Source organism: Campylobacter showae, assembly GCF_963515975.1.
GTDB classification, from domain to species: domain Bacteria; phylum Campylobacterota; class Campylobacteria; order Campylobacterales; family Campylobacteraceae; genus Campylobacter_A; species Campylobacter_A showae_F.
Genome location: NZ_CAUPZM010000024.1, coordinates 1 through 25,097 on the forward strand (window position 1 = coordinate 1; position 25,097 = coordinate 25,097).

22 protein-coding genes and 1 tRNA gene are annotated in these 25,097 nt (G+C 46.9%); 9 read left to right on the forward strand and 14 right to left on the reverse strand.

The window, feature by feature from the left end; translation table 11 throughout:
* Together RWM02_RS08555 and RWM02_RS08560 are read right to left on the reverse strand one after the other, a co-directional pair.
* Positions 1-298 (reverse strand): cytochrome c3 family protein (locus RWM02_RS08555; protein ID WP_314071198.1); only part of this gene is annotated, 298 nt, incomplete at its 3' end.
* Positions 299-749: 451 nt separating this feature from the next.
* Positions 750-2,300, reverse strand: a complete 1,551-nt coding sequence (locus RWM02_RS08560) for a flavocytochrome c (protein ID WP_314071201.1) — start codon at positions 2,298-2,300, stop codon at positions 750-752.
* A 334-nt stretch (positions 2,301-2,634) separates the two neighbouring features.
* Here RWM02_RS08560 and RWM02_RS08565 point away from each other — a divergent pair.
* The 4 genes from RWM02_RS08565 (at position 2,635) to RWM02_RS08580 (ending at position 6,183) form a co-directional block, all read left to right on the forward strand.
* A tRNA-Val gene (locus RWM02_RS08565) sits at positions 2,635-2,710 on the forward strand.
* A gap of 456 nt (positions 2,711-3,166) precedes the next feature.
* Positions 3,167-4,987 carry a threonine--tRNA ligase gene (gene thrS, locus RWM02_RS08570; RefSeq protein ID WP_314071204.1) on the forward strand — a complete coding sequence of 607 codons (1,821 nt, stop codon included), beginning with the start codon at positions 3,167-3,169 and terminating at the stop codon, positions 4,985-4,987.
* A gap of 172 nt (positions 4,988-5,159) precedes the next feature.
* Positions 5,160-5,675 carry a translation initiation factor IF-3 gene (infC, locus tag RWM02_RS08575; RefSeq protein WP_314071207.1) on the forward strand — a complete coding sequence of 172 codons (516 nt, stop codon included), beginning with the start codon at positions 5,160-5,162 and terminating at the stop codon, positions 5,673-5,675.
* 118 nt (positions 5,676-5,793) lie between these two features.
* Positions 5,794-6,183 (forward strand): hypothetical protein, encoded by a 390-nt coding sequence (locus RWM02_RS08580; protein WP_314071210.1) that lies wholly within the window; start codon positions 5,794-5,796, stop codon positions 6,181-6,183.
* 121 nt (positions 6,184-6,304) lie between these two features.
* On the opposite strand, the gene RWM02_RS08585 is transcribed toward RWM02_RS08580, so the two are convergent.
* The gene (locus RWM02_RS08585; protein ID WP_314071213.1) at positions 6,305-6,451 is read right to left on the reverse strand and encodes a hypothetical protein; all 147 of its coding nucleotides are present in this window, start codon (positions 6,449-6,451) and stop codon (positions 6,305-6,307) included.
* Between the two features lie 190 nt (positions 6,452-6,641).
* Here RWM02_RS08585 and RWM02_RS08590 point away from each other — a divergent pair, with 190 nt between their 5' ends.
* Positions 6,642-7,346, forward strand: a complete 705-nt coding sequence (locus RWM02_RS08590) for a metallophosphoesterase family protein (protein ID WP_314071216.1) — start codon at positions 6,642-6,644, stop codon at positions 7,344-7,346.
* Positions 7,347-7,459: 113 nt separating this feature from the next.
* On the opposite strand, the gene RWM02_RS08595 is transcribed toward RWM02_RS08590, so the two are convergent.
* From RWM02_RS08595 to RWM02_RS08620, 7 genes are all read right to left on the reverse strand, one after another.
* Positions 7,460-7,675 carry a hypothetical protein gene (locus tag RWM02_RS08595; RefSeq protein WP_314071219.1) on the reverse strand — a complete coding sequence of 72 codons (216 nt, stop codon included), beginning with the start codon at positions 7,673-7,675 and terminating at the stop codon, positions 7,460-7,462.
* The gene (locus RWM02_RS10625; RefSeq protein WP_390887756.1) at positions 7,662-7,880 is read right to left on the reverse strand and encodes an Imm26 family immunity protein; all 219 of its coding nucleotides are present in this window, start codon (positions 7,878-7,880) and stop codon (positions 7,662-7,664) included. Before RWM02_RS10625 ends, RWM02_RS08595 begins: the two co-directional genes overlap by 14 nt.
* 195 nt (positions 7,881-8,075) lie before the next feature.
* The gene (locus RWM02_RS08600; RefSeq protein WP_314071221.1) at positions 8,076-8,234 is read right to left on the reverse strand and encodes a hypothetical protein; all 159 of its coding nucleotides are present in this window, start codon (positions 8,232-8,234) and stop codon (positions 8,076-8,078) included.
* A 142-nt stretch (positions 8,235-8,376) separates the two neighbouring features.
* Positions 8,377-9,336, reverse strand: coding sequence for a DUF3137 domain-containing protein (locus RWM02_RS08605; protein WP_314071224.1), 960 nt, complete (start codon positions 9,334-9,336; stop codon positions 8,377-8,379).
* Between the two features lie 468 nt (positions 9,337-9,804).
* The gene (locus RWM02_RS08610; protein WP_314071225.1) at positions 9,805-10,686 is read right to left on the reverse strand and encodes a methylenetetrahydrofolate reductase; all 882 of its coding nucleotides are present in this window, start codon (positions 10,684-10,686) and stop codon (positions 9,805-9,807) included.
* 229 nt (positions 10,687-10,915) lie between these two features.
* Entirely contained in the window at positions 10,916-13,189 is a 2,274-nt protein-coding gene (metE, locus tag RWM02_RS08615; RefSeq protein ID WP_314071228.1) for a 5-methyltetrahydropteroyltriglutamate--homocysteine S-methyltransferase, read from the reverse strand.
* Between the two features lie 551 nt (positions 13,190-13,740).
* Entirely contained in the window at positions 13,741-15,240 is a 1,500-nt protein-coding gene (locus RWM02_RS08620; RefSeq protein ID WP_314071230.1) for a C69 family dipeptidase, read from the reverse strand.
* A 213-nt stretch (positions 15,241-15,453) separates the two neighbouring features.
* On the opposite strand from RWM02_RS08620, the gene rpmI reads away from it, so the two are divergent.
* Both rpmI and rplT read left to right on the forward strand, forming a co-directional pair.
* Positions 15,454-15,645: a 50S ribosomal protein L35 gene (gene rpmI, locus RWM02_RS08625; RefSeq protein ID WP_002944195.1), complete on the forward strand. Its 192-nt coding sequence runs from the start codon at positions 15,454-15,456 to the stop codon at positions 15,643-15,645.
* Between the two features lie 82 nt (positions 15,646-15,727).
* Positions 15,728-16,081 (forward strand): 50S ribosomal protein L20, encoded by a 354-nt coding sequence (gene rplT / locus RWM02_RS08630; protein WP_002944116.1) that lies wholly within the window; start codon positions 15,728-15,730, stop codon positions 16,079-16,081.
* 125 nt (positions 16,082-16,206) lie between these two features.
* On the opposite strand, the gene coaE is transcribed toward rplT, so the two are convergent.
* The gene (gene coaE, locus RWM02_RS08635; protein WP_314071233.1) at positions 16,207-16,863 is read right to left on the reverse strand and encodes a dephospho-CoA kinase; all 657 of its coding nucleotides are present in this window, start codon (positions 16,861-16,863) and stop codon (positions 16,207-16,209) included.
* Between the two features lie 73 nt (positions 16,864-16,936).
* Here coaE and purM point away from each other — a divergent pair, with 73 nt between their 5' ends.
* Together purM and RWM02_RS08645 are read left to right on the forward strand one after the other, a co-directional pair.
* Positions 16,937-17,920, forward strand: coding sequence for a phosphoribosylformylglycinamidine cyclo-ligase (gene purM, locus RWM02_RS08640; RefSeq protein ID WP_314071236.1), 984 nt, complete (start codon positions 16,937-16,939; stop codon positions 17,918-17,920).
* Between the two features lie 407 nt (positions 17,921-18,327).
* A complete protein-coding gene (locus tag RWM02_RS08645) occupies positions 18,328-19,572 on the forward strand; it encodes a M20 family metallo-hydrolase (protein ID WP_314071239.1) in 1,245 nt (414 codons plus the stop codon).
* Between the two features lie 132 nt (positions 19,573-19,704).
* Here RWM02_RS08645 and RWM02_RS08650 read toward each other — a convergent pair whose 3' ends face one another.
* From RWM02_RS08650 to RWM02_RS08660, 3 genes are all read right to left on the reverse strand, one after another.
* The gene (locus RWM02_RS08650; protein ID WP_314071242.1) at positions 19,705-21,108 is read right to left on the reverse strand and encodes an alanine/glycine:cation symporter family protein; all 1,404 of its coding nucleotides are present in this window, start codon (positions 21,106-21,108) and stop codon (positions 19,705-19,707) included.
* Positions 21,109-21,468: 360 nt separating this feature from the next.
* Entirely contained in the window at positions 21,469-22,653 is a 1,185-nt protein-coding gene (locus RWM02_RS08655; RefSeq protein WP_314071245.1) for a replication-associated recombination protein A, read from the reverse strand.
* Positions 22,654-22,889: 236 nt separating this feature from the next.
* Positions 22,890-25,043 (reverse strand): TonB-dependent receptor domain-containing protein, encoded by a 2,154-nt coding sequence (locus tag RWM02_RS08660; RefSeq protein WP_314071248.1) that lies wholly within the window; start codon positions 25,041-25,043, stop codon positions 22,890-22,892.
* Positions 25,044-25,097: the final 54 nt, after the last annotated feature.

Genomic DNA, 25,097 nt, shown 5'->3' on the forward strand with positions numbered 1-25,097 from the left:
GCAGATCCATATATTCTAGTCTTTTAGCTATCTTTTTCTTGTCGCCGTGACAGGATATACAGCCTTTATCGCCTATGGATTTAAATTTACTAGCGTCGTTTCCTTGTCCTTCGTGACAATCAAGACAGGTGAAGCTTAGCTTTTCATGGTGAGGTTTTAAAGGGTGTTTGGCTCGCAGCTCGTCGGTGACGTTAAGATCTACTAAAGACGTTATCTTTGCGCTTGGGGCACCTGCGCTAAATGCAAAAGAGCATAGCAGCATAGATGCGCACAAGGCGAGAAACGCTTTATGTTTCATGCGAATTCCTTTCTGTGAGGAGTTAAAGAGATATACTCTTTTACCTTTAAATTTGAGGGGCAAATTTGGTTTTTAAATTTAACTCTTTAAGTAAAAAATAACCTCAAACGGTTATTTTTTACTTTGTTGTAAAGGGGGTGGGGGCTTGAATGGCGAAGTCGCTCCCCACCCCCTTTAATCCCCCTCCCCCTACGACGCTTTTAAGGTGGCGACATGGCTTTGCTGACGCAAAGCGTCGCAGTTTGGGAAGTGAATTTTATAAATTTGCCGTCAAATTTAATCAAATATCGCAAGCCAAATTTGACCTGCGATACGAAATTAAAACGAATTATCGCGAGCTTTAGGCGAGGCGGATCTAAATTTTAGAGCGCAGATAGAACATTTCGTTCATCTAGCGATAAAATTTAGAACCAACGAAGTATAAACTCGCGAGAACTTCGTTTTACCAAATTTAGATATTCTCTCCGGCTATCATTCCGAAAACTATACAATCGGTTATCGCAACCGTGCCTAGCCTGCTCGCGCCGTGCGTACCGCCTGTGATCTCGCCTGCAGCGTAGAGGCCCGGGATCGGTTTATTCGTCTTACTTGAGATGACCTCGGCTTTGGTATTTATTTTTAGTCCGCCCATGGTGTGGTGAGGCTTCGGCGATAGGCGGATGACGTAGAACGGTCCAGCTTCGTTGATCTCGCTTAGCGCGCTTTCTTGTTTGCCGAATTCATCTTTTTTAGCCTTGACGCCTTCGTTGTATTTTTTGACGCTTTCTTTAAGTGCGTCCGCAGGCACGCCGTATTTTTTAGCGATATCGTCTAGCGTAGCGCACTCGCCGACTAGCTTGCCGCTACCCATGCCTTTTTGGATGATCTCTTCGCTTAGGTCTTTAAACGCCATTTTGGTGTCGGCGAAGGTTATCGGATATGCGCCCGGTTTTTCGCGTAAAATTTTAAACTCGGCGTCCGCGCGGGTTTTGCGGTCGGCTAGCTCGTTCATAAAGCGCTTGCCGGTGCGTATATCGACCGCGATGCCGTATTTAAACGTGCCTTGCTGCGTCAAAATCGGAGCGGTGCCAAAGCCCTTTTCATCCGGGCTCGCCCACGGACCAAACTGGATCCAGTCTACTTGCACCGGATACGCACCGATCTCAAATGCTTTTAGTAGCGCGCCAGCAGTCGCTCCCGGGTGGTTCGTGCTATCGACGTCATCCGGAATCCTCGGGTCTTGAAGCTTTCTAAACGCCTTATCGCGGCAAAATCCGCCCGCAGCCAAAACTACGCCCTTGTTTGCCTTTAGCGTTTTTTTCGTGCCGCTCGTATTTTCTAGGTCGTCGCTGTAAAGCTTATCGTCGAATCTATACTCTTCTCTGATCGTCACGCCCACGACGCGGCCGTCGTCGTCTAGCACGAAGTCGTCAAATTTGGCGCGGCGGCGAAGCTCGCAGCCTTTGTCTTTTAGCGCTTCAAATTTTTCAAGCATCGGCTGGATGTAGCCTGAGCCGCTATCGTTTGTAGTTAGCAGCGAGCGAGCTACGGTATGACCGCCGAAGTGCGCGCAGTGCTCTTTAAACTGAACGCCGTTTTCAAGAAGGAAGTTATACGCGTCCATACCGCGATCGACTAATGTCTCCAAAAGCTCGGTGTGATTGATACCAAGACCGGCTTTTAGACAGTCGGCGATAAACAGCTCTTTGCTATCTTTGATGTTAGTTTTTGCTTGCACCGGGTTGTTTGCGACCGCCATGCCGCCGCCGTTGATTACGGAGTTACCGCCGATGCGACCCATTTTTTCCAGGATTAGTACCTTGCTGCCTTTTTGCGCCGCTTTTAAGCCCGCCGCAAGTCCCGCAAAGCCTGAGCCGATGATGATCACGTCCCACTCTTCGTCAAATTTGACGTCTTTTGCGTTTAACGCGCTTGCTTGCGCATTTACCGCACCCAGCGCGAGCGCGCCCGCACCCGCCATACCTAGCTTTAACAAATCGCGTCTTGACATTTGCTCTTGCATACATTCTCCTTTGGATGAAATATCATGATGGCATTATAATTATATTATCGTGAGTTTGCTGTGAGTTTTATTAAAAATTTACTCTGTCAAAGTTATCCCTAAATTTAGGGGATTTAATGTAAATTTGACTGCGGATAGACGGTTTTATGAGATTTTATTTTTAAGATTTATCAAGATTTTTCTATTAAGGTGTAATCTTTTATGTAATTTTATTTTCAGATTACAGAGCGTGATCAAATTTGAAAAATGCGATCGCGCTCAAATTTTGCTTTTTACGAAAAATCGCAAAATTTAAGCTAATTTCAATATTATTTTGGGTAAATTTCCATTTTTCGGTCCCGTAGCTCAGTTGGTAGAGCACTACCTTGACATGGTAGTGGTCGATGGTTCGAGTCCATTCGGGGCCACCATTTCGCTTCTTTTTGATTCAAATTTTCAAATTTGCTTTATCTTTCGTACCGTAAACCCAAACGCTAAATTTTCGTCAAATTTGCCTACTAAAGCAAAAGTATATTATGTTTTATTTTGAAGTAAAATTTAATGATTAAAGCGCAAAGGCAACCACTCCTTTGCGCAATTTGGGAGAAAAATGAATCAAAACAATGCAAAGACGAGATAGATGCATGATTCATTCGATGAAATATTAGCGTTAGTTTTCTTAAAGTATAATAAACTATATTGAGAATATTACCGATTTAACAATACTTAAATTTTAATCAATATATTCTACTATATTCAAAACTCAAATTTGACCGCCGTTTAAACCCAAATCAAATAAAACATTAAGTAAAGCTTAAAAACAATTTGGCTAAAATCAAGCCCAATTCTTTCAGCGTAAGAAAGATGTTTCGATAAAAGGACGTAAAATGAGCGATATCATCGCATACAAACTGGATGGAAACATAGTCGATACTCAGAGTATCAACAGGCGAGAAAACGCCGCAGAACCGATTTATTTTGACAACTCCCCCGACGCGCTAAACGTCATCAGGCACTCCTGTGCGCACCTCATGGCGCAGGCGATCAAAGAGCTTTATCCTCAGGCTAAATTTTTCGTCGGACCAAACGTCGAGGACGGATTTTATTATGATTTTAAGGTTGATGATGCCAACAGCAAGCTTAGCGACGAGGATTTAGAGGCGATAGAAGCCAAGATGAAAGAGCTAGCCGAAGCAAAGCTTGACATAGTCAAAACCTGCTCGACCAAAACCGCGATGAGCGATAAATTTAAAGACGACGAGCTAAAACAAGAGGTGCTAAAACGTATCCCCGAGGGCGAAGTCAGCAGCTACAAGCAAGGAAATTTCGAGGATTTGTGCCGCGGACCGCACTTGCCAAATACCAAATTTTTAAGATTTTTTAAACTAACCCGCGTAGCCGGTGCGTATCTTGGCGGCGATGAAACGCGCGAGATGATAAACCGCATTTACGGTACGGCATTTGCCGATAAAGAGAGCCTAAAAGAGCACATCCGCATCATCGAAGAGGCCAAAAAACGCGACCACAGAAAGCTTGGCGTCGAGATGAAGCTGTTTACCTTCGACGAAGAGGTCGGCGGCGGCCTACCGATCTGGCTACCAAACGGCGGACGTTTGCGCTCGAAGTTAGAGCAAATTTTATATAAAGCCCACCGCGACCGAGGCTACGAGCCGGTTAGAGGCCCTGAGCTACTAAAAGCCGACGTGTGGAAAAAGAGCGGCCACTACGCAAACTACAAAGAAAATATGTACTTTACGACGATCGACGAGGCAGAATACGGCATAAAGCCGATGAACTGTGTCGGCCACATCAAGGTCTATCAAAGCGACATCCGCTCGTACCGCGATTTGCCGCTTAAATTTTTCGAATACGGCGTCGTGCATCGCCACGAAAAAAGCGGCGTTTTACACGGGCTTTTTAGGGTGCGCGAATTTGCCCAGGATGACTCGCACATCTTTTGTATGCCAAGCCAGATCAAAGAAAATATCCTAGAAATTTTAAAATTTGCCGGCAAAATAATGGAAAATTTCGGCTTTCATTACGAGATGGAGATTTCAACCAAGCCCGCAAAAGCGATCGGCGGGGACGAAATTTGGGAAACGGCGACCAAAGCGCTAAAAGAAGCGCTTGACGAAAACGGCTTTAAATACGGCATCGACGAGGGCGGCGGCGCATTCTACGGCCCAAAAATCGACATCAAAATCACCGACGCGCTAAAACGCAAGTGGCAATGCGGCACGATCCAGGTCGATTTTAACCTGCCTGAGCGCTTTGATCTGGGCTACATCGACGCAAATAACGAACGCCAGCGCCCCGTAATGCTGCACCGCGCGCTACTGGGAAGCTTCGAGCGATTTATCGGTATTTTGATCGAGCACACGGGCGGCGAGCTACCGTTTTTCGTCGCTCCGACGCAAGTAGTCATCGTGCCGATTGGCGACGCGCATCTAGACTACGCCAAAACCGTTGCCAAAGAGCTTCGCAAAATCGGCGTAGATAGCGAAATCGCGAGCAAAAACGAGAGTCTAAACAAACGCATCCGCACCGCAGAAAAACAGCGCGTGCCGATGATAGCCGTACTTGGCGACAACGAAGCGGCGAATAACTCTATCGCCCTGCGCGACCGCACGACTAGAGAACAAAAAGATATGAAGCTGGATGAATTCGTAGGGCTGCTAAAATCAAAACTCGCCGAGGTAAGTTTTTGAAATACGGGCTAAAATCCGCTAAATTTAAGCTAGGCGCGGCTTTATGCTAAGCCTGGCTTTTACCAAAATCCGCAAAAATTGTCACAGCGCAATAAATTTCTACGAAAAATACAATAAAAACACAATATTTTTGGATATAATCAACAAATTTCAACTTAAAGGAAAAAACTAATTGGCTAAAGAAAACGAAGTGTTGCTCAACGAAGATATCAGAGCGAGCGAAGTAAGATGCGTGGGGGACGACGGCACCGCATACGGCGTCATCCCAAGAGTAGAGGCCTTGAAAATCGCCGAGAAAATGGGGCTTGATCTGGTGCTAATCGCGCCTGACGCTAAACCTCCCGTTTGCAAGATAATGGACTACGGCAAATTCCGCTACCAGCAGGAAAAAAAGCAAAAAGAGGCCAAGAAAAAGCAAAAAACGATCGAAGTAAAAGAGATCAAGCTCTCCGTCAAAATCGCTCAAAACGACATCAACTATAAAGTCAAGCACGCTCTTGAGTTTTTAGATGAGGGCAAACACGTCAAATTTCGCGTATTTCTAAAAGGCCGCGAGATGAGCAATCCCGAAGCCGGCGTCGCGATGCTACAAAAAGTCTGGGAGATGGTAAAAGACGTCTCCGATCGCGATAAAGAGCCGCTGCTGGAAGGCCGCTACGTCAATATGTTGGTAACCCCGAAGAGGTAAAATTTGATAAATTTGGGCGAGAAATCGCTCAAATTTTAAACCTTAAAATTCGGCAAAATTTGACGATAAATATCTACTTTTAGATCCCAGTTTTTAAATTTTAAGGCATTTTATAATCATGCAAAAAGAAAATTCAAGCAAGTCAAATCGCTACACAAACGATCAGATCAAAGAAATTTTAAAAATAATAATAGAGCTATCAAAAGGGTTTATTTCTTATGAAGTAGCGGAGCGAGAAACGCTAAAAATCGTCCCGACATATCCAGCTCACAACCTCAAAATCTATACTAACCAAATGAGAAAAACTCTTGCCGGTATAGGCGAATACGGCTTTGGTTTTCCTGCAAACTGGGCGCAAGCGCTGCTTGAAATAACGAGCGGCGAAGAGCGAGCGCAAATTTTTAAAGCCCTCAAAGAGCAACAGCGACTGTATCTAGAAAAAGACGGTAAAAATAATAAAAAGCTAGAAAAAGTCCTTCAGGTCGCCGAGCAAAATTTAACCGAGTAAAAGCCCAAAAGGTCGGTAAATTTAAAGCCCCTCAAATGTAAAATTTATAAGTTGGCGTACAAAAATAGCGCCAAAGAAGCAAAATTTGATAAATTTGAGCCAGAGTTACTAAAGTAATAAATTAGATATGAAAGCCGCTTGATGAGTCAAATTTAGCTCTACAAGCGGCCGCATGTAAAACCGCGGCTTTAGACGCCGCGATTACTTGCCCACTTTTTTGCAGCAGTCTTTTCTGAGAGCCCTTTGCTCTTTTCGCAGCATCTTTCATAGGCCTGCTTTGATAGGCTCGAATTTGCTAAATTTAGCGCGCTTGCAAATACCGCATAGCAAAGATGCAAACGATTACGCATGATTTGCAGCAAGCAAGACGGCGATTTTTTTACTTCATCTACCGCAAAGCTAAATTTCGCCCGAATTTAGCTAAAATCGCACTAAAATTTAAATCAAAAAGAGAAAAAATGATATACCTTTGCGGCGATACGCACGGAAGCGCGGAGCTTCACAAAATCACGAACAAGGCCTTTTTGAGCCGAAATTTTACGCGCGAGGACTACGTGATCGTGCTTGGGGATTTCGGTCTATTTTTTAGCGATACGCCAAACGAGCGGCTCGTTAGAGAGCGGCTGGGCAGACTGCCGTATACGCTGCTTTTTATCGACGGCAACCACGAAAATTTCGACCTACTCTACGGCCTGCCGACCGAGGAAAAATTGGGCGGCAAAGTAGGCGTCGGAGGGGAGAATTTATTTTGGCTTAGGCGCGGCGAAATTTACGAGATAGACGGGCGAAATTTTCTAGCTTTCGGCGGAGCGTTTAGCATCGACAGAGCTTGGCGCAGGCTAAACGTAAGCTACTGGGACGCCGAAATCCCAAGCCAGAGCGAACTAAATTTCGCGCTTAGCAATCTAGCTCGCTTTAAGAGCGCGGGCGGCAAGATAGACGCGGTGCTGAGCCACACGGCGCCTACTTTTTTGATGTCCGCGCTTAGCGATCTGTTTTTGGGCGGCGGAGCGATTTACGATCCGACTACGGATATGTTAGAGCGGATTTTTGAGCTTGCGAAGCCCGAGAAATGGTACTTCGGACACTTTCATGCAGATAGAAAAATCTCCGCTCGCGGCTGCGAGTTTCATCTATGCTACGACGAAATTTTAAAATTTTAGCGTAAATTCTCGCACCGCGGCTTTGTAAACGAGTGCGATTTTAGCTCATATAGTGCTAAAGTTTACAATTTCAGCGGCTAAATTTAGTCCGATTTAACTTCGCCGCATAAGCTTTACAACTCCAAAACCGTATTAAAGCCTAGCCTTTGCGCATCTAAGCAGGTCTCTATAAATCCACACTGCAAATACGTTCGCGCCGGGCTAATGTGAAAACTCATCGGAAAATCAAGCTGCCTGACATCAACCTTTTCATGCGTGAAAATTTCAAATTCGCAGTAAAAAAACGAGTTGTCAAACATCACGTCCATAGGCAGCTTAGGGCGCGACATTAGCTCCCTTACGCTTGCTTTGCCCTGCGACGCATACGCAAAAAAGCTCGATAAAAACGGGTTTCCTCATAAACTCTAACATCGAGCGACTTTCCGGCAAAAGGCTGCTTTTTCGCAGTTTATGCCCATCTAAAATCACCCTGCCAAAGCCGTAGCGGTTGCGGTCAAGCTTAAAGCAGAAAAAATCCCCGCTTTTAAATTTGATATTTTTTACGGCCTACTTGCTTAAACTCCTCAATCCGGACTCCGCGATAAAGCGCTCTATCTCGCTTCTAAAATCCATCTCCCGTCCGTATCCGCTCTCCCATACGCTGTCGTAAAACGTAGTCTGCGAAGCAAAGCTAGCGATTCGCAGGCTGTATTTATCAGCGTACAGATAGACTCCAAGAGGCGTACGCTTCTAAAAATTTGCCGGAGTTAGTTTCGTCTCCTTGACTTTTGCGGTTTTAGGTAGCAGTATCTCGCGCCCCTTAGTCGCTTCGTCGTAGCTGTATTCCGCATAACGCTCGTCCATGGAAACCACGTGCTCTTTGATGACATCGCCCTCAAAATACAGCACGCTAGCGGGTCTAAATCTATCCCCGGCACTCTACCCGCTCCCAGCTCTCCTGCACGGCATCAAGCCCGAAATATGCCCTTTTGTTCGTTATTTAGTTCAAACATTTTTCCCTTTCGTTTTCATTTGCGCGCCACTTGCCGCGCTACCAAATTTTGCGGTTTAAATTTAACTCTTTTACTATCTGCGTAAAGCTTTCTATCTCGCTTTCATAGGCGATTAGCGTCGCTTCGTCCGTTAGCGATTTGCCAAGCTGCGGCTCAAAGTCGTCGCGCCAGGTCTCTACGGCGATAAAGATTTCATTATCTTTAAAAACAGCATTTACAGGCGCATCTAGCCTGAGGCAAAGCAGGGTAAATTTTTCCATCAGCGCCGGGCTAAGCGCGTATCTAGCGCCTATCTGATCGGTCGTATAGACGTCAAATATCTCCTCAAATCTCGCGTCGTCCATATTTGCTTTCTGCCCGTAGATGGCTAAATTTCGCGAATTTACGTGCGCGATTTGCGTTACGGCGCTTAGCTTTTTATTAAAATCCGCCTTAAAAAGCACGCCTTGAAACTGCACAATCGTTTCGGTGCCGTTTTTCTTTTTCAGCTTTTTGGCCGCGTAAAAGTCGCTAAATTTGACGCTAACGCCATCTATATCGCCCTCAACAAGATCCTCGCTGCTCCACTCATCGACCCTGCAATCATAAATCGTAAAAAAGTCATCAAGCCCCAGCCCGCGGTCTTTATCGTAGCCAAGACCGTGCTTTTTCACGATATTTTCTATGATCTGACGCTTAAAATTCGCCCTAAATTCGCGCCTTTTTGATGCGGTAATGAGCATCGTCGTAAAAGTATAAGCAAGCGCGCCTACCGCCGTGCCGAAAATCGCGTCTAAAAGATACGCTATCGCCGCGCCCGCGCAAATGCCGACGCTAATGCCGATGAAATTTGCTTTTTTGATAGCGGCGACTAAATTTACGCGCTCGTTTTCTAGCTCTTTTAGCTCGGACGAAAGCTCGCTTTGGGCTGGATTTTGGGCATTCTCGCTTAAATTTCGGGCGGGTTTTTCTCCTAAGGCCGCAAAAAGATTGGAAGCCGCAGGAAGCGCAAAAAGCACGGCTATGGCGCCGACGAAAATAAAGGTAAATAAAGTCTCCGTTTTAACTCCTTTACGCGTTTGTCCGCTTATTTTACGGCTTGTTGGCTCGCAAACTAAAGCCGTCAAGTGCGGTTAAATTTCGGTGCAGCAATTAAATCCAGACCGTGCGATTAAATTTCAACTCCGCACTTGCGCTTAAATTTACTCCGTTTTTGATTCCGCTTTTTTGCTTAAATTTAAGCCGTCTGCCGCTTTATTTCGTTCCGCTTGTCCGCAAATTTAAACAATCCGCGCTTTTTCTCGAGATTGCCGTGCCTTTTCGTTTAAATTTCGCTCTTTTAAATTTAGCGCTTTGCAGAAATTTAAGATTTGGGCAAAAGCATCTAAATTTAAACAAACCTGCGCGAAGGTAAAATTTACTTTACAGCGCAACCTTTACGCCTAAATTCCGCGCGATTGTCGCTCAAATTTACCGCCGCGCTCGCGTTAAAGAAGCCTAAACTCGCGAGCTAGCTCCAGGCTCGCTTCGATCTCGGCGCGCTTTGCCATCACGCTTTCGATGTTTGCGCTCAAATTTAGCCCGTTTTCGTCGCCGAATTTCCTTAGTTCGCGCCAAATTTCTTTTATGATCTCGCAACTTTGCGCCAGATAGTCCTCGCTAGCGTTTAGACGCGCCTCAACCGCGCTAGGCACGCTAACGCCCAGCCACTTGATAAACTCTAGAGTTTTTGGGTTGCCCGCCGTCGAAAACGTGAGAAATATCGGCTCGGTTATCTTTGCGGCCGCGCAGTCTTCTAAAAATTTACGCGTCATCTGTGCGTCAAAAATCGCCTGCGAGATGAAAAACTTCGCTCCCGCCGCGATCTTTTCGCACATCCTTTGCGGTTCGTCGCCCTTTTTGGCATGACGCTCGGCGATACATACTCCGCCGACGGCCAAATTTTCAAATTCGCCAGCGATCTCGTACGCGCGAGCCAAATTTAGCCGCACTTTTTGCGTGCTAGACGTAGCTCCGACGAGTACGTTTAAATTTGAGCTTTGAGCCGCAATCGCCGCGCGAAATGCATCCTCGTCGTAGCCGCTAGCCACGCGGTAAAAAACGCTTGGCGTCGCGACGCTTAGGTAGTCGCGGTAATAGATTTCGGGGCTTAGCGTGCCGCTAAACTCAAATGTCCGCTCGCTTTCGTTTCTCTCGCTCTCGTCTTGCACCTCGTAAAGTACTAGTCCGTCGGCGTTTATGCTCTCTATCCTGCCCGTCCAGCGATCCGAGATATCGCGCAGCTTAGCCTCGTCAAATTCGGCCTTGGGCGGCGTTAGTCCGTAGAGTACGAGCCCCTTTTCTTTGTTTAAAATTTTTTCTTTTAGCATGAAATTTCCAAATTTAAAATGTAGAAAATCGCGCCGTTTGCGGTCAAATTTATACCGTGGCGGCGCGTGCGCAGGACAAATTATTCGCCCTCGACCGACAAATTTGATCCGCGTCAAATTTGAGCGGGTTTTAAAAATCATCGCCCAAAATTTAGCGGACAAAAGCCGCTTCGGCCGTAAATTTAAACGGCAAAAGCGGCAAATTTAGCCGAGTCGCAAGCGGTTAAATTTATGAATTTCTTACGATCTTGACGGCTTCGACCATATTTTTTAGGCTCGGCTCGACCTCTTCCCATTTGCGCGTTTTTAGGCCGCAGTCCGGGTTGATCCAGAGCTGTTCTTTAGGCAGAACCTCGAGCAGCGCGCGGATCTGGCGCACGATCTCGTCGGTGCTAGGAACCCGCGGGCTGTGGATGTCGTATACGCCTGGGCCGACTTCTTGTTTGTAGCCGACGGATTTAAATATCTTTAGCAGTTCGTTGCCGCTGCGAGCGGTCTCGATGCTGATAACGTCGGCGTCCATCGCCTCGATCGTCTTAATAATGTCGTTAAACTCGGAGTAGCACATATGCGTGTGGATCTGCGTTTTAGGCTCGGCCGAGCTAACGGAGAGCTTAAAGCAATCGACCGCGAATTTCTCGTACGCAGGGATGTTTTCGGCGCGTAGCGGATAGCCCTCTTTAAACGCAGCTTCGTCCACTTGGATGATGCGGATGCCGGCATTTTGCAGGTCTGCGATCTCGTCAAATATGCAAAGCGCAAGCTGCTTAGCCACCTCGCTGCGAGGCAGGTCGTCGCGCACGAAGCTCCAGTTTAGCATGGTTACAGGCCCAGTTAGCATGCCCTTCATTATGCGATTAGTGCGGCTTTGGGCGTATTTCATCCACTCGACGGTCATCGCTTTTGGGCGGCTCACGTCGCCAAAAAGTAGAGGCGGTTTCACGCAGCGGCTACCGTAGCTTTGCACCCAGCCGTTCTCGCTAAATGCATACCCCTCGATCTGCTCGCCGAAATACTCGACCATGTCGTTACGCTCAGGTTCGCCGTGGACCAGCACGTCTAGGCCGATATCTTCTTGAAATTTGACGCAGTCGTCGATGTATTTTTTGATGCCGGCTTCATATACAGCCGCGTCGATCTCGCCTTTTTTGAAGTTTTGGCGAAGTACTCTTAGCTCGACGGTTTGCGGGAAGCTACCTATCGTCGTAGTCGGTAGGATGCCGTAATTTAGGCTCTCGCGCTGGATCTTGATACGATCTTCAAATTTATCTTCGCGCTCAAATTTGACTAGATTTTTCACGCGGTTTTGTACGCTTGAAGAGTGGATCAAATTTGACGTCGCGCGCGTTTTAACCGCAGCTTTGTTCTCTTCGTAAATTTTACTCTCCGCTGCGTTTAGCGCCGCGCCGTTAGCTAGCTTGGTTATGATTTTGATCTCGTCTAGTTTTTCTACGGCGAAGCTTAGCCAGCTTTTAACCTCGGAGTTTAGTTTTTCTTCGTATTTTAGGGTATAAGGCACGTGAAGTAGCGAGCAGCTAGGTCCGACGTAGAACTCTTTGCCGCCGATTTTTTCTCTGATCTCGCGGACTAAATTTACCTTTTCGTCGATGTTGCTTTTCCAGATATTTCGTCCGTCGATGACGCCTGCAAATAGCGTTAAGTGGCTATTTTTGATAGCTTCAAGCGCTTCAAAATTTCTTTTTCCGTGAACGAAATCAAGTCCGATGCCGTAAATTTCAGTTTTCGCTACCTCGGCGACCGCCTTTAGCGCGTGCTCAAAATAGGTCATAAACACGATTTTTACGTTGCTTGCGGCTGCGGCTAGCTCATTATACGCTTTGGCGATGACGCTAAGCAGGATTTCTTCGTTTTTATCGGTCGCGAAAATCGGCTCGTCAAACTGCACCAAAATCTCATCGTCAAGCGTCGAAAGTAGCTCAAGAAGCTTTTTGTATTCGGCGACTAGAGCGTTTAGGTTTTTAAACGGGCAGCTGCCGTCGGTGGTCTTTGAAAGCGCCAAAAACGTGATAGGGCCGATCAAATTTACCTTGCCTTTTACGCCGGCGGCCTTTGCTTCTTCGTATTCGGCAAGGATTTTTGACGCGTCTAGCTTAAACGACGTCTGGGCGCTAAGCTCAGGCACGATGTAGTGGTAGTTTGTGTTAAACCACTTCGTCATCTCCATCGCTACGCCCGTTTTGTTGCCGCGCGCGCAGGCAAAATACTGCTCTCGTCCGCTCAAATTCGCAAACCTAGGCGGTACCGCGCCAAATGCGACGATGTTATCAAGCATCAAATCGTAAAACGAAAAATCATTTACGCTGATAGCCGAGATCTCGGCGTCTTTTTGGTATTGCCAGTGTCTATTTTTTAGCGTTTTAGCGACGCTTAGTAAATTTTCCTCGCTAAAGCCCTCTTTGCCGGCCCAAAGACCCTCAAGCGCGCGTTTTAGCTCTCTTTTTTCTCCGATTCGTGGGAAACCCGTAACATAACTTTTTATCATTCTCTTTTCCTTTTTTAAATTTTGTGATTTTTAGATTTAAATTTTAATTGCGTTATCTTGAGGCGAGTTTGGCGGTTGGCGCCCGAATTTGCGACCAAGGCTAGGCACGTAGCCTGCCGCCGGGAGCAAATTTAAGCCTCCGTCAAAATCGTCCAAGAGAGCGTAAGTAAAAGGCGGGTGGCAACCGCTTTTTCGCAGGCTAAAATAAAATTTATAAAAAACCCTACTAAATAAATTTCGCCCAAATTTCAGACGCTGCTTCGTTTTGTTTTTAAAAATGCAATTACAATGCGCCCTTCGCGGCGATAGAAATAAATTTATATTAATGTTTAAAAACGTGAAATTATTTAAAAATTTGGCTGTTTTTTTAAAGTCGTTTGCGGTTTTTTTGCTAAGATTAAAGAGTCTCAGGCATGGGGCAAGGCATTAAGCTCATCCTTTTGGGGTCAAATTTGAGCCGTATTATAAAGATTTTTAAAAAATAAATCAAGAAGTTTTTATCAAATTCGGGCTAAATTTGAGGCAGGCCGCAGCCCGCCCCTTAAATTTGCCTAGTCTTTTTTGCCTTTGTTTAGCGATTTTAGCTTGGCGTCGGTGTCATCAGTTAGCATCGTAAAGATTTCATTAGTCAAATTTTGCGTTAAAGCCTTGGCTTCCTTCATCATATTTATCGAAAATTCGTTTAGCAGCTTGTTTGCTTTAGCTTTGTCTTTTTTATAGAGTTTGACGTACTCGTCTTCAAATTTAGCCTGTTTGACCGCCAGCGCGTCCTCAAACTCCTTGTAGGCCTTTTTTACGACCGGCGAATACTTATCGTAGTCCATCATCACGAGGGTTTGTAGCTTTCTATACGTCCAATAAATCGACTCGTCGTCGGCCTTATACGAGCCCTTGTCGTAGCCGTCGATAAATTTATCCAGCCCGTAGTAATACGGCAAATAAACGCCAAGATCAGACATACCCAGAGCCACGTAGGTCACTCGGCCGATTTCTTGCGGTAGCCACGGGCGCACCTGCATCACGTGCGACTCGTAGGTTCTAAAGACGCTCACGGCGCGGTAGATGTTTTTTTGATTTTCGTCTTTGCTAGAGTAGTTATCGTAGGCGGTGCCGTCGTAGTGGGACCTGAGCGCGGTTTTTAGATCCTGTACGCTTAGCTTTTTAGCTGGTTTTAAAAATACCGGATAGTTGCCGCCGTCGAGGGTCTGCTTGTCTTTTAGCTCGGGATTAAACATCTGCTGCACCCAGCAAACGCGCGGATAGTTGTAGGTCATATCCCTCTCGTCGTCTCTGGTGTAGGCCTTGGTAAACTGAAATTCGCCGTCTTTTGCCGGGTCGTAAGCGCCGTTATCTTGGGCAAATTTGATCAAATTCTTTGACCCCATGAAATTTGGGTCGTTTTCTTTGTAATTTTGCAGTCTGCCTTGATTTGCGGAGACGAAATACTCGTCTTTTGGTAGCTTAACCGCCATCCAGTGATGACCCGTGCCCGTTTCAAAGTACCAAAGCTCGTTTTTATCCACGAACACTACGCCAAAACCCTCTCCCGCACCCGTAGTTTCTACGATCTCGCCGAGCAGCTTCACGCCCTGCTCCGCGCTTTTCATACGAGGCAGTAAGACGTCTGGGATATCGTCCTCCGTGATGCCGGTCGCTTCGTTATACGGATCGATTTTTAGCAGTTCGTCTTTAGCATATATGGTCTCGGTACCGCTGATGCCGACACCCGCGTCATTGTAGCCGACCGCGCCGTGAAGTCTGGTGTGGGAGTTTGCTATAGTCGTGTATCTCATACCCTCTTTTGGCAGCGGATATGTAAAATCATTCGCTCCGTCATGCGCCTTTGAGCTGTGGATGCCTTTTTGATTGGTTTTTTTCGGATGTATCAAAAACACCTGCGCCTTTATCGCCTTGCTATCGGCACTCCTGGCTATCAACATCGAGCCGTCGTCTGAGGCTCCCTCTCCAACCAAAATAGTCGTGCAAGCTAGCGCATTTGCGCAAAACATCGCGCTTATTACCGCCGCAGAGGCGAGAAACTTTATCTTCATCGTTACTCCTTGATTTGAGATAATAAATCTAAGTGAAATTATAGGACTAAAAATATTAATTAAATATAAAATTTAAGCTACTTTCAAGATTGTATTGTAAATTTTGTTTTGCGTTTTGACGCGCGCCACGTCAAATTTAAATTTTTTAAAGGAATTTTGGGTATAATCCCACTCTTACGCGTAATGCGTAAAAGAAATTTTAAAAGGATTAGTATGCCTAAGATGAAGACAGTTCGCGGCGCTGCTAAACGTTTTAAAGTGGGCAAAAACAAGATCAAAAGAGGCTCTGCTTTTAGAAGCCATATTTTGACTAAAAAATCTCGCAACCGCAAGAGAGATTTACGCTCGCCTCAATACGTAGACAGCACAAACGTCGCAAGCGTCAAAGCGATGCTCGGAATTTAAGTTTTTGACGAAAAGTCATTCCAAACTCCCCCGAATTTGGGGCAAGACTCACTCAGTGAGCGCCGATTTGTAAAGGATAAATATGGCAAGAGTAAAAACGGGCGTAGTTAGAAGAAGACGCCATAAAAAAGTTTTAAAACTAGCTAGAGGTTTTTTCAGCGCTAGACACAAACACTTTAGAAAAGCTAAAGAGCAATTAGAAAGAAGTTTGGTCTATGCTTACCGCGACAGACGCCGCAAGAAACGCGACTTCCGCCGCTTGTGGATAGTGCGCATCAATGCTGCGTGCCGCCTAAACGACATTAGCTATTCGCGCTTTATCGCGGGACTTAAAAAAGCAAATATCGAGCTTGATAGAAAAATCTTAGCCGATCTAGCTATGAATGACGCAAAAGCTTTCAGCGAGCTAGCTTCAAAAGCAAAGGCTGCTTTATAATACCCAGGGGCGGCTTCCCGCTCCTTTTTCTCACCAGATACACTTTCTATTATTTAAACCCGAATACACCAATAAACAAATGTCGATAATTTTCAAATAATCTAATCAAATAGTATAAATTTGTCTCAGCTATCTGCTGAAATTTTTTCCAAAAAAGCTTGGGTTTCGCGTCTTAAATTTTCCAAATCTCCGCTATTATCTATCACAAAGTCCGCCATGGCACGCTTTTGCTTGATATCCGTTTGTAGCTCCACGCGGTGCTTTGCAGCGGCGCGATCCAGCCTGTTTCGCTTCATTACGCGCTCGATCAGCGTATCTTTAGGCGCATAAACGACAGCTACTTTATCAAAAAACTCATACCTCTTGCCCTCAAAAAACAGCGGAATATCGACGAAAAAAAGCTTTTCTTTCGCCTCCAAAGCCTGCACCTGCGATAAAATTTCAGCCGTTATCTTTGGATGCAGTAGCGCTTCTAGCTTTGCAAGCTCCGCGGGGTCTTTAAACACTAGCTCGCCTAGTTTTTTGCGGTCCACAAAAGCGCGGAAGTCGGCCAAATTTTCCTCATCTCTGCTGGCGTCAAATTTGACCTGTGCGTCCTTTTGCACGACGTATTGCGCACCGAAAATTTCAGCTACCTGCACGGCGCAGCGATCCAAGATGCAGTGCGAAATCTTATCGGCATCAATGATCTCAAATCCGCGATCACGAAGCAGCTCGCAAACCGCACTCTTGCCGCTACCGATGCTGCCTGTAATGACGACGGCATGTTTAAATTGCGGCATTTTGTCTCCGATTTTTTACTCCGATTTTAGCAATTTTTGGCTAAAATTAACCAAATTTCAACAAAGGGAAAAAATGATAAGCTACAAAGACGCGGGCGTCGATATAGACGCGGGAAATGACTTCGTAAATGCGATAAAACCGTTCGTCAAAGCGACGCAAACTCCGTACGTTTTGGGCGGTATCGGCTCGTTTTCTGGCGCAGTAAGGCTGCCTGCAGGCTACAAAAAGCCCGCGATCCTGGGCGCCACCGACGGCGTGGGCACAAAGCTACGACTCGCGATCGACGCGCGCAAATTTGACGGCGTGGGACAGGATCTCGTCGCGATGTGCGTAAATGATCTCATCTGCAACTTCGCCGAGCCGCTGTTTTTCCTCGACTACTACGCGACGGCAAAGCTTGAGATCGCGGATGCCAAAGAGGTCGTAAAAAGCATCGCCGAGGGCTGCAAGCTCGCCCGCTGCGCGCTAATCGGCGGCGAGACCGCGGAGATGCCCTCGATGTATGAAAAGGGCGACTTCGACCTCGCGGGCTTTGCCGTGGGTATCGCCGAGGAGGACGAGATCGACCGCAGCAAATTTGTACGCGAAGGCGACGTGCTCATCGCGCTTCCTAGCAGCGGCCTGCACTCAAACGGCTTCTCGCTCGCGCGCAAAGTGATCGCCGAGCTTGGGCTAAAATTTGACGACAAGGTAGGCGATCGCGCGCTCATCGACGTGCTTTTAGAGCCGACTAGGATTTACGTCGGCGACTTTTTAAATTTAAAAGACAAGATCCACGCGCTCGCGCACATCACGGGCGGCGGCATAGTGGAAAATTTGCCGCGCGTGTTTCCGGTGGGGCTGGGTGCGAAGATCGAGCGTGCCGCAATCCGTACGCCTGAGATATTTAAAATTATCGCGCAAAAAGTGGAGCCGGCCGAAATGATGAGGACGTTTAATATGGGCGTAGGTATGATCATCGTGGCACCGAAAGAAAACGCGAACTTTGTGCTGGAAAACACCGACGGCTACGTCATCGGTGAGGTCGTAAAAGGCGCGGGTGCACAGCTAGTTTAAACGGTTAAATTTAACTTTGGCTCGTAAAATACATTGCGAGCCAAAGATTTTTAATGCTGCAAATTTGCTCCATTTGCCGTGCAGGCTACAAAAAATATCGTTAGATTTACTTACCCTGCTTATCAGATTTAGACCATTTGTTAGACAAGTTTTATTTATCTTCGTTTGTAAAATATCTATTAAATCCTGAATAAAGCGCCAAATTTAGATAAAAATAACGTTAGCGTTTGTCAGTATGTGCAAGCCAAAAGTTAGTCCATAAACCAAATGGACGCGGAATTATATTATTTAAATTTAATAAAAATCCAAATCCTAGAAATTAAATATTATATTAAATAAAAATATTAAAGTGTAAATTTAATGCTTCTTGGCTAGAATTTGACAAATTTAAATACAAAGGACGGGCGATGAGTATAAATTTAGATAGACTTAAGGAGCTTTTTAGCGAAATAAACGCCATAAACGACGCGAGCTTTGGCACCGGGATGAGCCGCCTAGCCTATACGCGCGAGGATAAGGCCGCTAGGGAGCTATTTATCGCGCGCTGTAAAGAAGCGGGGCTAAAAGTGCGCATAGACGCGATCGGAAATATCTTCGCCAGGCGCGAAGGTACCGAGCCCGAGCTGCCGGCGGTAGCGTTTGGCTCGCATCTAGACACCGTGATAAACGGCGGCGAATTTGACGGGATTCTGGGCGTCCTGGGCGGGCTAGAGCTCGTCAGATCGCTAAACGACGAAGGCGTGCAGACGCGCAGACCGCTCGAACTAGTCGTCTTTGAGTGCGAGGAGTCGAGCCGATTTAACATCGCGACGCTTGGCAGCAAGGTCATGTGCGGCAAGCTGGGTTATGAAAAGCTAAAAGACGTGCGCGACTTTCAGGGGCGCGCTACCAGCGAGATCTTTGCGGAGTTTGGCATCGATCTAGCAAGCATCGAAAAGGCTAAAAATTTAACGCCGGGCTACGAGAGTTTTTTTGAGTTACACATCGAGCAAGGGCCGCTACTATATAACGAAAATATCCAAATTGGCGTCGTGAGCGCCATCGCCGCGCCGCACAGATTTAGCATACGCGTGCAGGGCCAGGCTCAGCACTCCGGCACGACTGCGATGAAGTATCGCCGCGACGCGCTTTGCACAGCGGCGCAGATAGTGTTAGCCGTCGAGAACGTCGCGCGCGAAAACGCGGCAAACGGCGTGGTAGCGACCGCGGGCAACTGCACGGTAAAACCGGGCGTCATGAATGTCGTACCGGGCGAAACTACGCTGCTAATCGACCTGCGCGGTATCGATCTGCGCACGCGTGAAGCGGCCTACGAGCAGATCCTAAGCGAAATCTCGCGTATCGAAACCCAGCGCGGCGTCAAATGCGAGATCAAGCAGCTAGCATTTGACGAGCCGTGCGCGCTAGACGGCCGACTAATCAAACTCATAGCTCAAAAAGCCGCGGCGCTCGGGCTTAGCTTTGAAATCATGCCAAGCGGCGCGGGGCACGACGCTATGCATATGAGCGCGCTCTGTCCGACGGCGATGATCTTCATCCCGTCTAAAGACGGCATCAGCCACAATCCAGCGGAATTTTCTAGCTGGAGCGATATCGCTAACGGCGTAAATTTACTAAAAAGCGTGGTTTTAGAAGCGGCGGAAAGGGTTTAAGTTTAGCCCAAATTTGACGTTACAAAAGTTATCGGTAGCGCAAATTTGAGTCATAAATTTGACGTAGCATCAAACGACGATAAAAAACGAATTTTACGGCACGCGTCTGTTGCCGTAAAATTTAAACGGCGCTCAAGCCTTCCTTATATACTCGTTTGGATCGTATTCTTTGCCTTCGTCGTGATCCTTTAAAAGCTTAACCACGACGGGACTAAGCGCGATGATGGCGATCAGGTTTGGAAGCACCATGAGACCGTTAAACATATCGGCCAGCTCCCAGACGAAATTTATCTTTAGCAAGCTGCCCGCAAAGACGAATCCGACGACAAATATCTGCAAAATTCGCACGAATTTGGCTCCAAACAGATAACGCACGTTGATCTCGGCGAAGTAGTACCAGCCCAAAATCGTCGTAAACGCAAAGAAAAACAAGCAAATCGCCACGAATCCGTAGCCGCCCGCGTGCCCCAAAACATGCGTCGAAAAGGCCTCTTGCACGAGCGAGATGCCAGTTAGCACGGCTTTGCCGTTTTCAAAATGTATCACGTCTGCGCTAAGCACGACGAAAACGGTGATATTTAGCACGATAAATGTATCGACGAACACGCTCATGATACCGAGTACCGCCTGATCGACGGGGTGTTTGACGTTAGCTGCGGCGTGCGCGTGAGGGGTTGAACCCATGCCCGCTTCGTTTGAAAATAGACCGCGCGCGATACCGTATCTCATCGCCGTAGCGATCGTGGCTCCGGTCGCGCCACCCCAAGCCGCGGACGGATTAAACGCGGCCTCGAATATAAGCGCTATGACGCCGGAAATTTTATCAAGATTAAAGCAAATAATCACAAGTCCGACCGCGACGTAGAGGATCGCCATGATAGGTACAATCTTTTCGGCGACTCTGGCGATGGCTTTGACGCCGCCGATAAAGATCATAGCGCAAATCGCCGCCAAAAACAGTCCGCTCGCCCACTGCGGTATGCCAAACGCGCCCTTAAAGCCGTCCGAGATCGAGTTGGCCTGCACCATGTTTCCCATAAATCCGAGAGCCAAAATGATCGCCAGCGCAAAAAACGCCGCCAAGACCTTGGCATAGCGGCTCTTTAGCCCGCGACTGATATAAAACGCCGGCCCACCGATCATATGGCCGCTGTCGTCTTTGGTGCGGTAAATTTGCGCGAGGCAGATCTCTGCAAAATTCGTCGCCATGCCCAAAAACGCCGCGCACCACATCCAAAATATCGCGCCCGGCCCGCCCATGATGAGCGCGGTTGTAGCACCCACGAGGTTGCCCGTGCCCACCTGCGCGGCGACGGCCGTAGCGACCGCCTGAAACGAACTCATACCCGATTTTCCCGCCGCTTCGCCGTGCAATGAGAAGTTACCGAAAAGCCTATTAAGCCCCATTTTAAACTTAAAAATCTGCACGAAACGAAGCCTAATCGTAAAGTAAAGCCCCGTACCGCAAAGTAGCGCGATAAGGAAATACGGCCCCCAAAGGAATGAATTTATAGAGCTTACGAGGTCGGTGAGCATGGATTTGCCTTTATTTTTTAAAATTTTTCAAGTATATTTAAAAAAATATAAAACTAAAATAAATAATAAAAATTTTTTAGCCTATTTTAAAAATATAGGTAAATTTTGAGTTAAATTTGATAAGGCGGGCGGTTTTAAAGGATATTCTTGATTTGGGCGGAGGTTTTTGTTTTAGCTGGGCCTTCTCGCTGATTTGCAAATTTAACGGCGATTTTACGAGATTTTACCGAGAAATTTAACAAGTCTGTAAAACCCAAAAGTTAAAAATGCGGTAAATTTGACCGCAATGCTTCTTGTAAAATTTGATAAGCCAGTAGGACAAATTTGAGTCGGCTTAAATTTAACGTAAGCCTTCCAAATTTAACCCTTAGATTTTATTTTAACCAGCCACTCGTCCAGAGTTTTTTCAAAGCCGATGCCGTTGCTCTCGTAAAATTTAAGCGGCTTTTCGAGGTATTTTTGTTCCACCCAGCCGCCGAAGCTATGCGGATACAGATAGTCCTTGGCCTCGGGCGCAGTGTTGATGAGATATGGCGGGATAGCTAGCGGCGGCTCGGTTTTTACATAGGCTAACGCGTCGTTTATGGCCTTGTAGCTGGAGTTTGACTTTGGCGAATGAGCCAGATACATCGCGCATTGAGCCAGTATTATACGCGCTTCGGGAAAGCCGATCTTGCTAACGGCGGCAAGCGCGTTAGCGGCTAAATTTAGCGCGTTAGGGTTTGCGTTACCGATATCCTCGCTGGCAAATATCGCCATCCTTCGCGCGATGAAATCAGCACTCTCGCCCGCATCTATAAGCCGCGCCAGATAGTACATAACGGCGTTTTCGTCGCTACCGCGCAGGCTTTTTATAAATGCGCTTGCTAGCCCGTAATGCACGTCATCCTCACTAACTCCTTCACTAACGGCGTTAGCTCGAAGCGTTTTTAAATTCTCTAACGTTATTTTTTCATCCAGACTCACGGCAAACTCGAGCAAATTTAAGAGTCCGCGCGCATCTCCGCCGCTACTTTTTACGAGATAGGCCTTGGCATCGTCTGAGATGTCAAATTTAACCTCGCCCCTCACGCGCTCAAGCAATTTTTCAAAATCCTCGCTCGCAAGCGGCTTAAACTCAAAAAGCATCGAGCGGCTGCGAATGCCAGAACTTAGCGTGAAATAGGGATTTTCCGTGCTGGCTCCGATGATGGCGGCGCGGTAGTTTTCCATCGGGATTAACAGGGCTTCTTGCTGCGTTTTGCTTAGTCGGTGGATCTCGTCGATGAAAAATAGCGGCTTAGAGAGCGCATTTTCATGGTTTTTTAGGATTTTGCGAAACTCCTCGATCTTGAGATTTCCGCCGTCAAATTCATAAAAATCATACTCCATCGACCGCGCGACGACGCGAGCAAAACTCGTCTTGCCGCAGCCTGCAGGCCCGTAAAATATGCTGTGCGGGATTTTTTTGTTTTCGATAAACTTTTTAAAAACGCCCACCAGCTCGCGCTGTCCGCAGATCTCGTCAAGGCTCGTCGGACGAAATTTCAAGGCGAAATTTTGCAAATTTGCTCCTTTTAAATTTTAAGACATTATAGTCAAATTTAAATTAAGAAGCGGATTTGCGGGAGCGGACGGGTTAAATTTGAGTCGGCAAGAAAAGGCAAATTTGACGTTAGCGCCCCGCCCTCGCAAACTCGAATTTAGACAAAAACGAGCCGTTAAAAACGGCAAATTTAAGGGCGAAAGCGGACCGAATTTAAGCTAAATTTAGCCGCATTTAGCCCGCTTGCCGCGTTAAATTAAAACGTCTTTTCAAAATCTACGTAGAAGTTTCTGCCTTTACCGACTCTAGAAGTATTTTTTAGTCCGTTAGCGTAAATGTATTCTTTATTAAAGATATTATTCACGCCGAAGCTGATTTTTAGCCCCTTGTTTAGCAGATAGCTGTCGAAATTTTTCGGCTCCCATCGGCCTTTAAAATTTACGATAGTAAAGGTTTCGTCTACGTTTTCGTATTTTTGGCCACGCACGACGTAGTATTTCTCGTCGTTGTTAGGCCTAAACCAGTGCGTCATATCGCCACCCAGACTAAGCCCCCACGGCTCGTATCTATACATCGCGCCCAAAGTTAGCTTATCAGCGTAGACGGTGAGTATCTTTTTGGTCGCTTTGTCGTAAATTTTCGTATGGTCGTATCCAAGCGAAAAGGTAAGGTTGTTTATCGCGTATTTGGACTCGATCTCGACGCCTCGGCGCTTTGCATTATCGACGTTTTCGTACATACCGTAGCGTCTGCCCGGCGCTTCGGCGTCAAACGGCGGATTGCCTTTATCCGGTCTTGCTTTTAAATTTATCATATCTTTGATATTGCCGTCGTAGTAAGTAGCCTTAAAGTACAGCTCGTCATCGGCTAAAAGCCCCTGTTTGTCGATAGAAAAGCCCACTTCGTACTCTTTTGCGATTTCAGGTTTTAGGTCTGGGTTTGGTATATACCAGTAGTGCGGATTTAGCGGGCCGGCCGATGACGTTTCGTTTGGAGTAGGTCCTCTAAAGGTTTCTGCATAGCCTGCGAGTAAATTTACGCCGTCAAAGACCTCGTATGCAAGGCCGAGTTTCGGGGAAAATCTAGACTCGGAGTATGAGCTACGATCGCCGTTTTTGACTCCGCGTTTAAATTTATCGAATCTACCGCCCAAAGTAAACTCAAATCTACCTACGCCAAATACGTCTTGCGCGTATATACCGAGGTCTTTGTAAAAATTCGGAAACGAACCGAAATCGCTAAGCGCGCCGTTGTACCAAAATATCGCGTCCTCTTTTCTGTGTTCGTAGTCGATACCGGTAACCAGCCTGTGCTCTAGCATGCCGGTTTCAAAGAGACTTTCGTTTTTGAGCCTAACGCCCCATCTGTCGTCTTTGTTTTTGTAGTCGATATAGACGGGATTGCCTCTGCTAAAGCCTGTTCTAATCCTGTGGTTTAGGGCTTTTGCGTTGTAGTACTGAGCGGAGAAATTTATCCATCTGTTATTAAGCGGAGTGTATTTGTATATCACGCTATAGTCTCGTTGCTTTAGCCGTCCGGAAGTAGGCAGCTCCGCATCCTCGCTCCAATAAAGCGACTGCCAAGGCGAGGAGGAGAATTTTTCGTGATAGTTAAATACGCTAGCCTCCAATGCATGCTCGTCGGTTATGGCCCACTCGGTTTTAGCAAAGACGGTGTTTACCTGTTCGTCGTTTTCCGCGTATTTTACGCCCGATCGCTTGCCGTCTCTAGCCATCTTTATCTTGCCGAAATCCGCATGCTTGCCGTATAGCAAAATGCCGAAATTTTCCGTCGGCTTAGCTGCGACGGCGGCTCGATTTGAGTTCATATGATTGCTTTCCTGGCGGTGGCCGATCGTGACGCCGTAGTCGCTGCCGGGGTTTATAAAGTCGCTCACGTCTTTAGTTTTCATACTAACTATACCGCCGACCGCGCCGCTGCCGTGCAGAACGGAGCTAGCGCCCTTTACGACCTCGACGCGTTTTAGCAAGTCGTTATCCACGCGGAAAGTTGAAATTTGATTAGAAAAGAGCGAAGGCGAGCGCTTGATGCCGTCTTGTTCTATGATGACGCGCGCTTCGCTTTGGTAGCCGAATCCGCGGATATTATAGTACTGGCCGACCTGCCTGCCGTAGTCGTTTCCTAGCATGACGCCGGGCACCGAGCCAAGAGCGTCGATGACGGACGGCGATTTGACTAGCTCGTTTTGGCCCAGAATGCTGACCTGACCCGTATATTTTGCGACGTCGGTTTCGCTCCTGTTTGCCGTGACGGATACCATATCTAGCTTCACCGATCCCGTAGCATTGCTATCGGCGCGCTTAAATTTGCCGTCCGTTCCTCCCGTATGTGCGAGAGCCGAGGCTGCGCTTAACAAAACCGCAGCCGCAATGATGCTAAATTTACCCATAGCTTATCCTTTATATTAAGAGATTGATAATGGGTATAATTTTACCTATTTTTT

What these genes read in the sequence shown, in the direction of transcription:
- RWM02_RS08560 (WP_314071201.1), bottom strand. Translation starts at nt 2,300, where the DNA reads ATGCAAGAGCAAATGTCAAGACGCGATTTGTTAAAGCTAGGTATGGCG.
- thrS (WP_314071204.1), top strand. Translation starts at nt 3,167, where the DNA reads ATGAGCGATATCATCGCATACAAACTGGATGGAAACATAGTCGATACT.
- RWM02_RS08580 (WP_314071210.1), top strand. Translation starts at nt 5,794, where the DNA reads ATGCAAAAAGAAAATTCAAGCAAGTCAAATCGCTACACAAACGATCAG.
- RWM02_RS08585 (WP_314071213.1), bottom strand. Translation starts at nt 6,451, where the DNA reads ATGAAAGATGCTGCGAAAAGAGCAAAGGGCTCTCAGAAAAGACTGCTG.
- RWM02_RS08590 (WP_314071216.1), top strand. Translation starts at nt 6,642, where the DNA reads ATGATATACCTTTGCGGCGATACGCACGGAAGCGCGGAGCTTCACAAA.
- RWM02_RS08595 (WP_314071219.1), bottom strand. Translation starts at nt 7,675, where the DNA reads ATGTCGCGCCCTAAGCTGCCTATGGACGTGATGTTTGACAACTCGTTT.
- RWM02_RS08610 (WP_314071225.1), bottom strand. Translation starts at nt 10,686, where the DNA reads ATGCTAAAAGAAAAAATTTTAAACAAAGAAAAGGGGCTCGTACTCTAC.
- metE (WP_314071228.1), bottom strand. Translation starts at nt 13,189, where the DNA reads ATGATAAAAAGTTATGTTACGGGTTTCCCACGAATCGGAGAAAAAAGA.
- RWM02_RS08620 (WP_314071230.1), bottom strand. Translation starts at nt 15,240, where the DNA reads ATGAAGATAAAGTTTCTCGCCTCTGCGGCGGTAATAAGCGCGATGTTT.
- rpmI (WP_002944195.1), top strand. Translation starts at nt 15,454, where the DNA reads ATGCCTAAGATGAAGACAGTTCGCGGCGCTGCTAAACGTTTTAAAGTG.
- rplT (WP_002944116.1), top strand. Translation starts at nt 15,728, where the DNA reads ATGGCAAGAGTAAAAACGGGCGTAGTTAGAAGAAGACGCCATAAAAAA.
- coaE (WP_314071233.1), bottom strand. Translation starts at nt 16,863, where the DNA reads ATGCCGCAATTTAAACATGCCGTCGTCATTACAGGCAGCATCGGTAGC.
- purM (WP_314071236.1), top strand. Translation starts at nt 16,937, where the DNA reads ATGATAAGCTACAAAGACGCGGGCGTCGATATAGACGCGGGAAATGAC.
- RWM02_RS08645 (WP_314071239.1), top strand. Translation starts at nt 18,328, where the DNA reads ATGAGTATAAATTTAGATAGACTTAAGGAGCTTTTTAGCGAAATAAAC.
- RWM02_RS08650 (WP_314071242.1), bottom strand. Translation starts at nt 21,108, where the DNA reads ATGCTCACCGACCTCGTAAGCTCTATAAATTCATTCCTTTGGGGGCCG.
- RWM02_RS08660 (WP_314071248.1), bottom strand. Translation starts at nt 25,043, where the DNA reads ATGGGTAAATTTAGCATCATTGCGGCTGCGGTTTTGTTAAGCGCAGCC.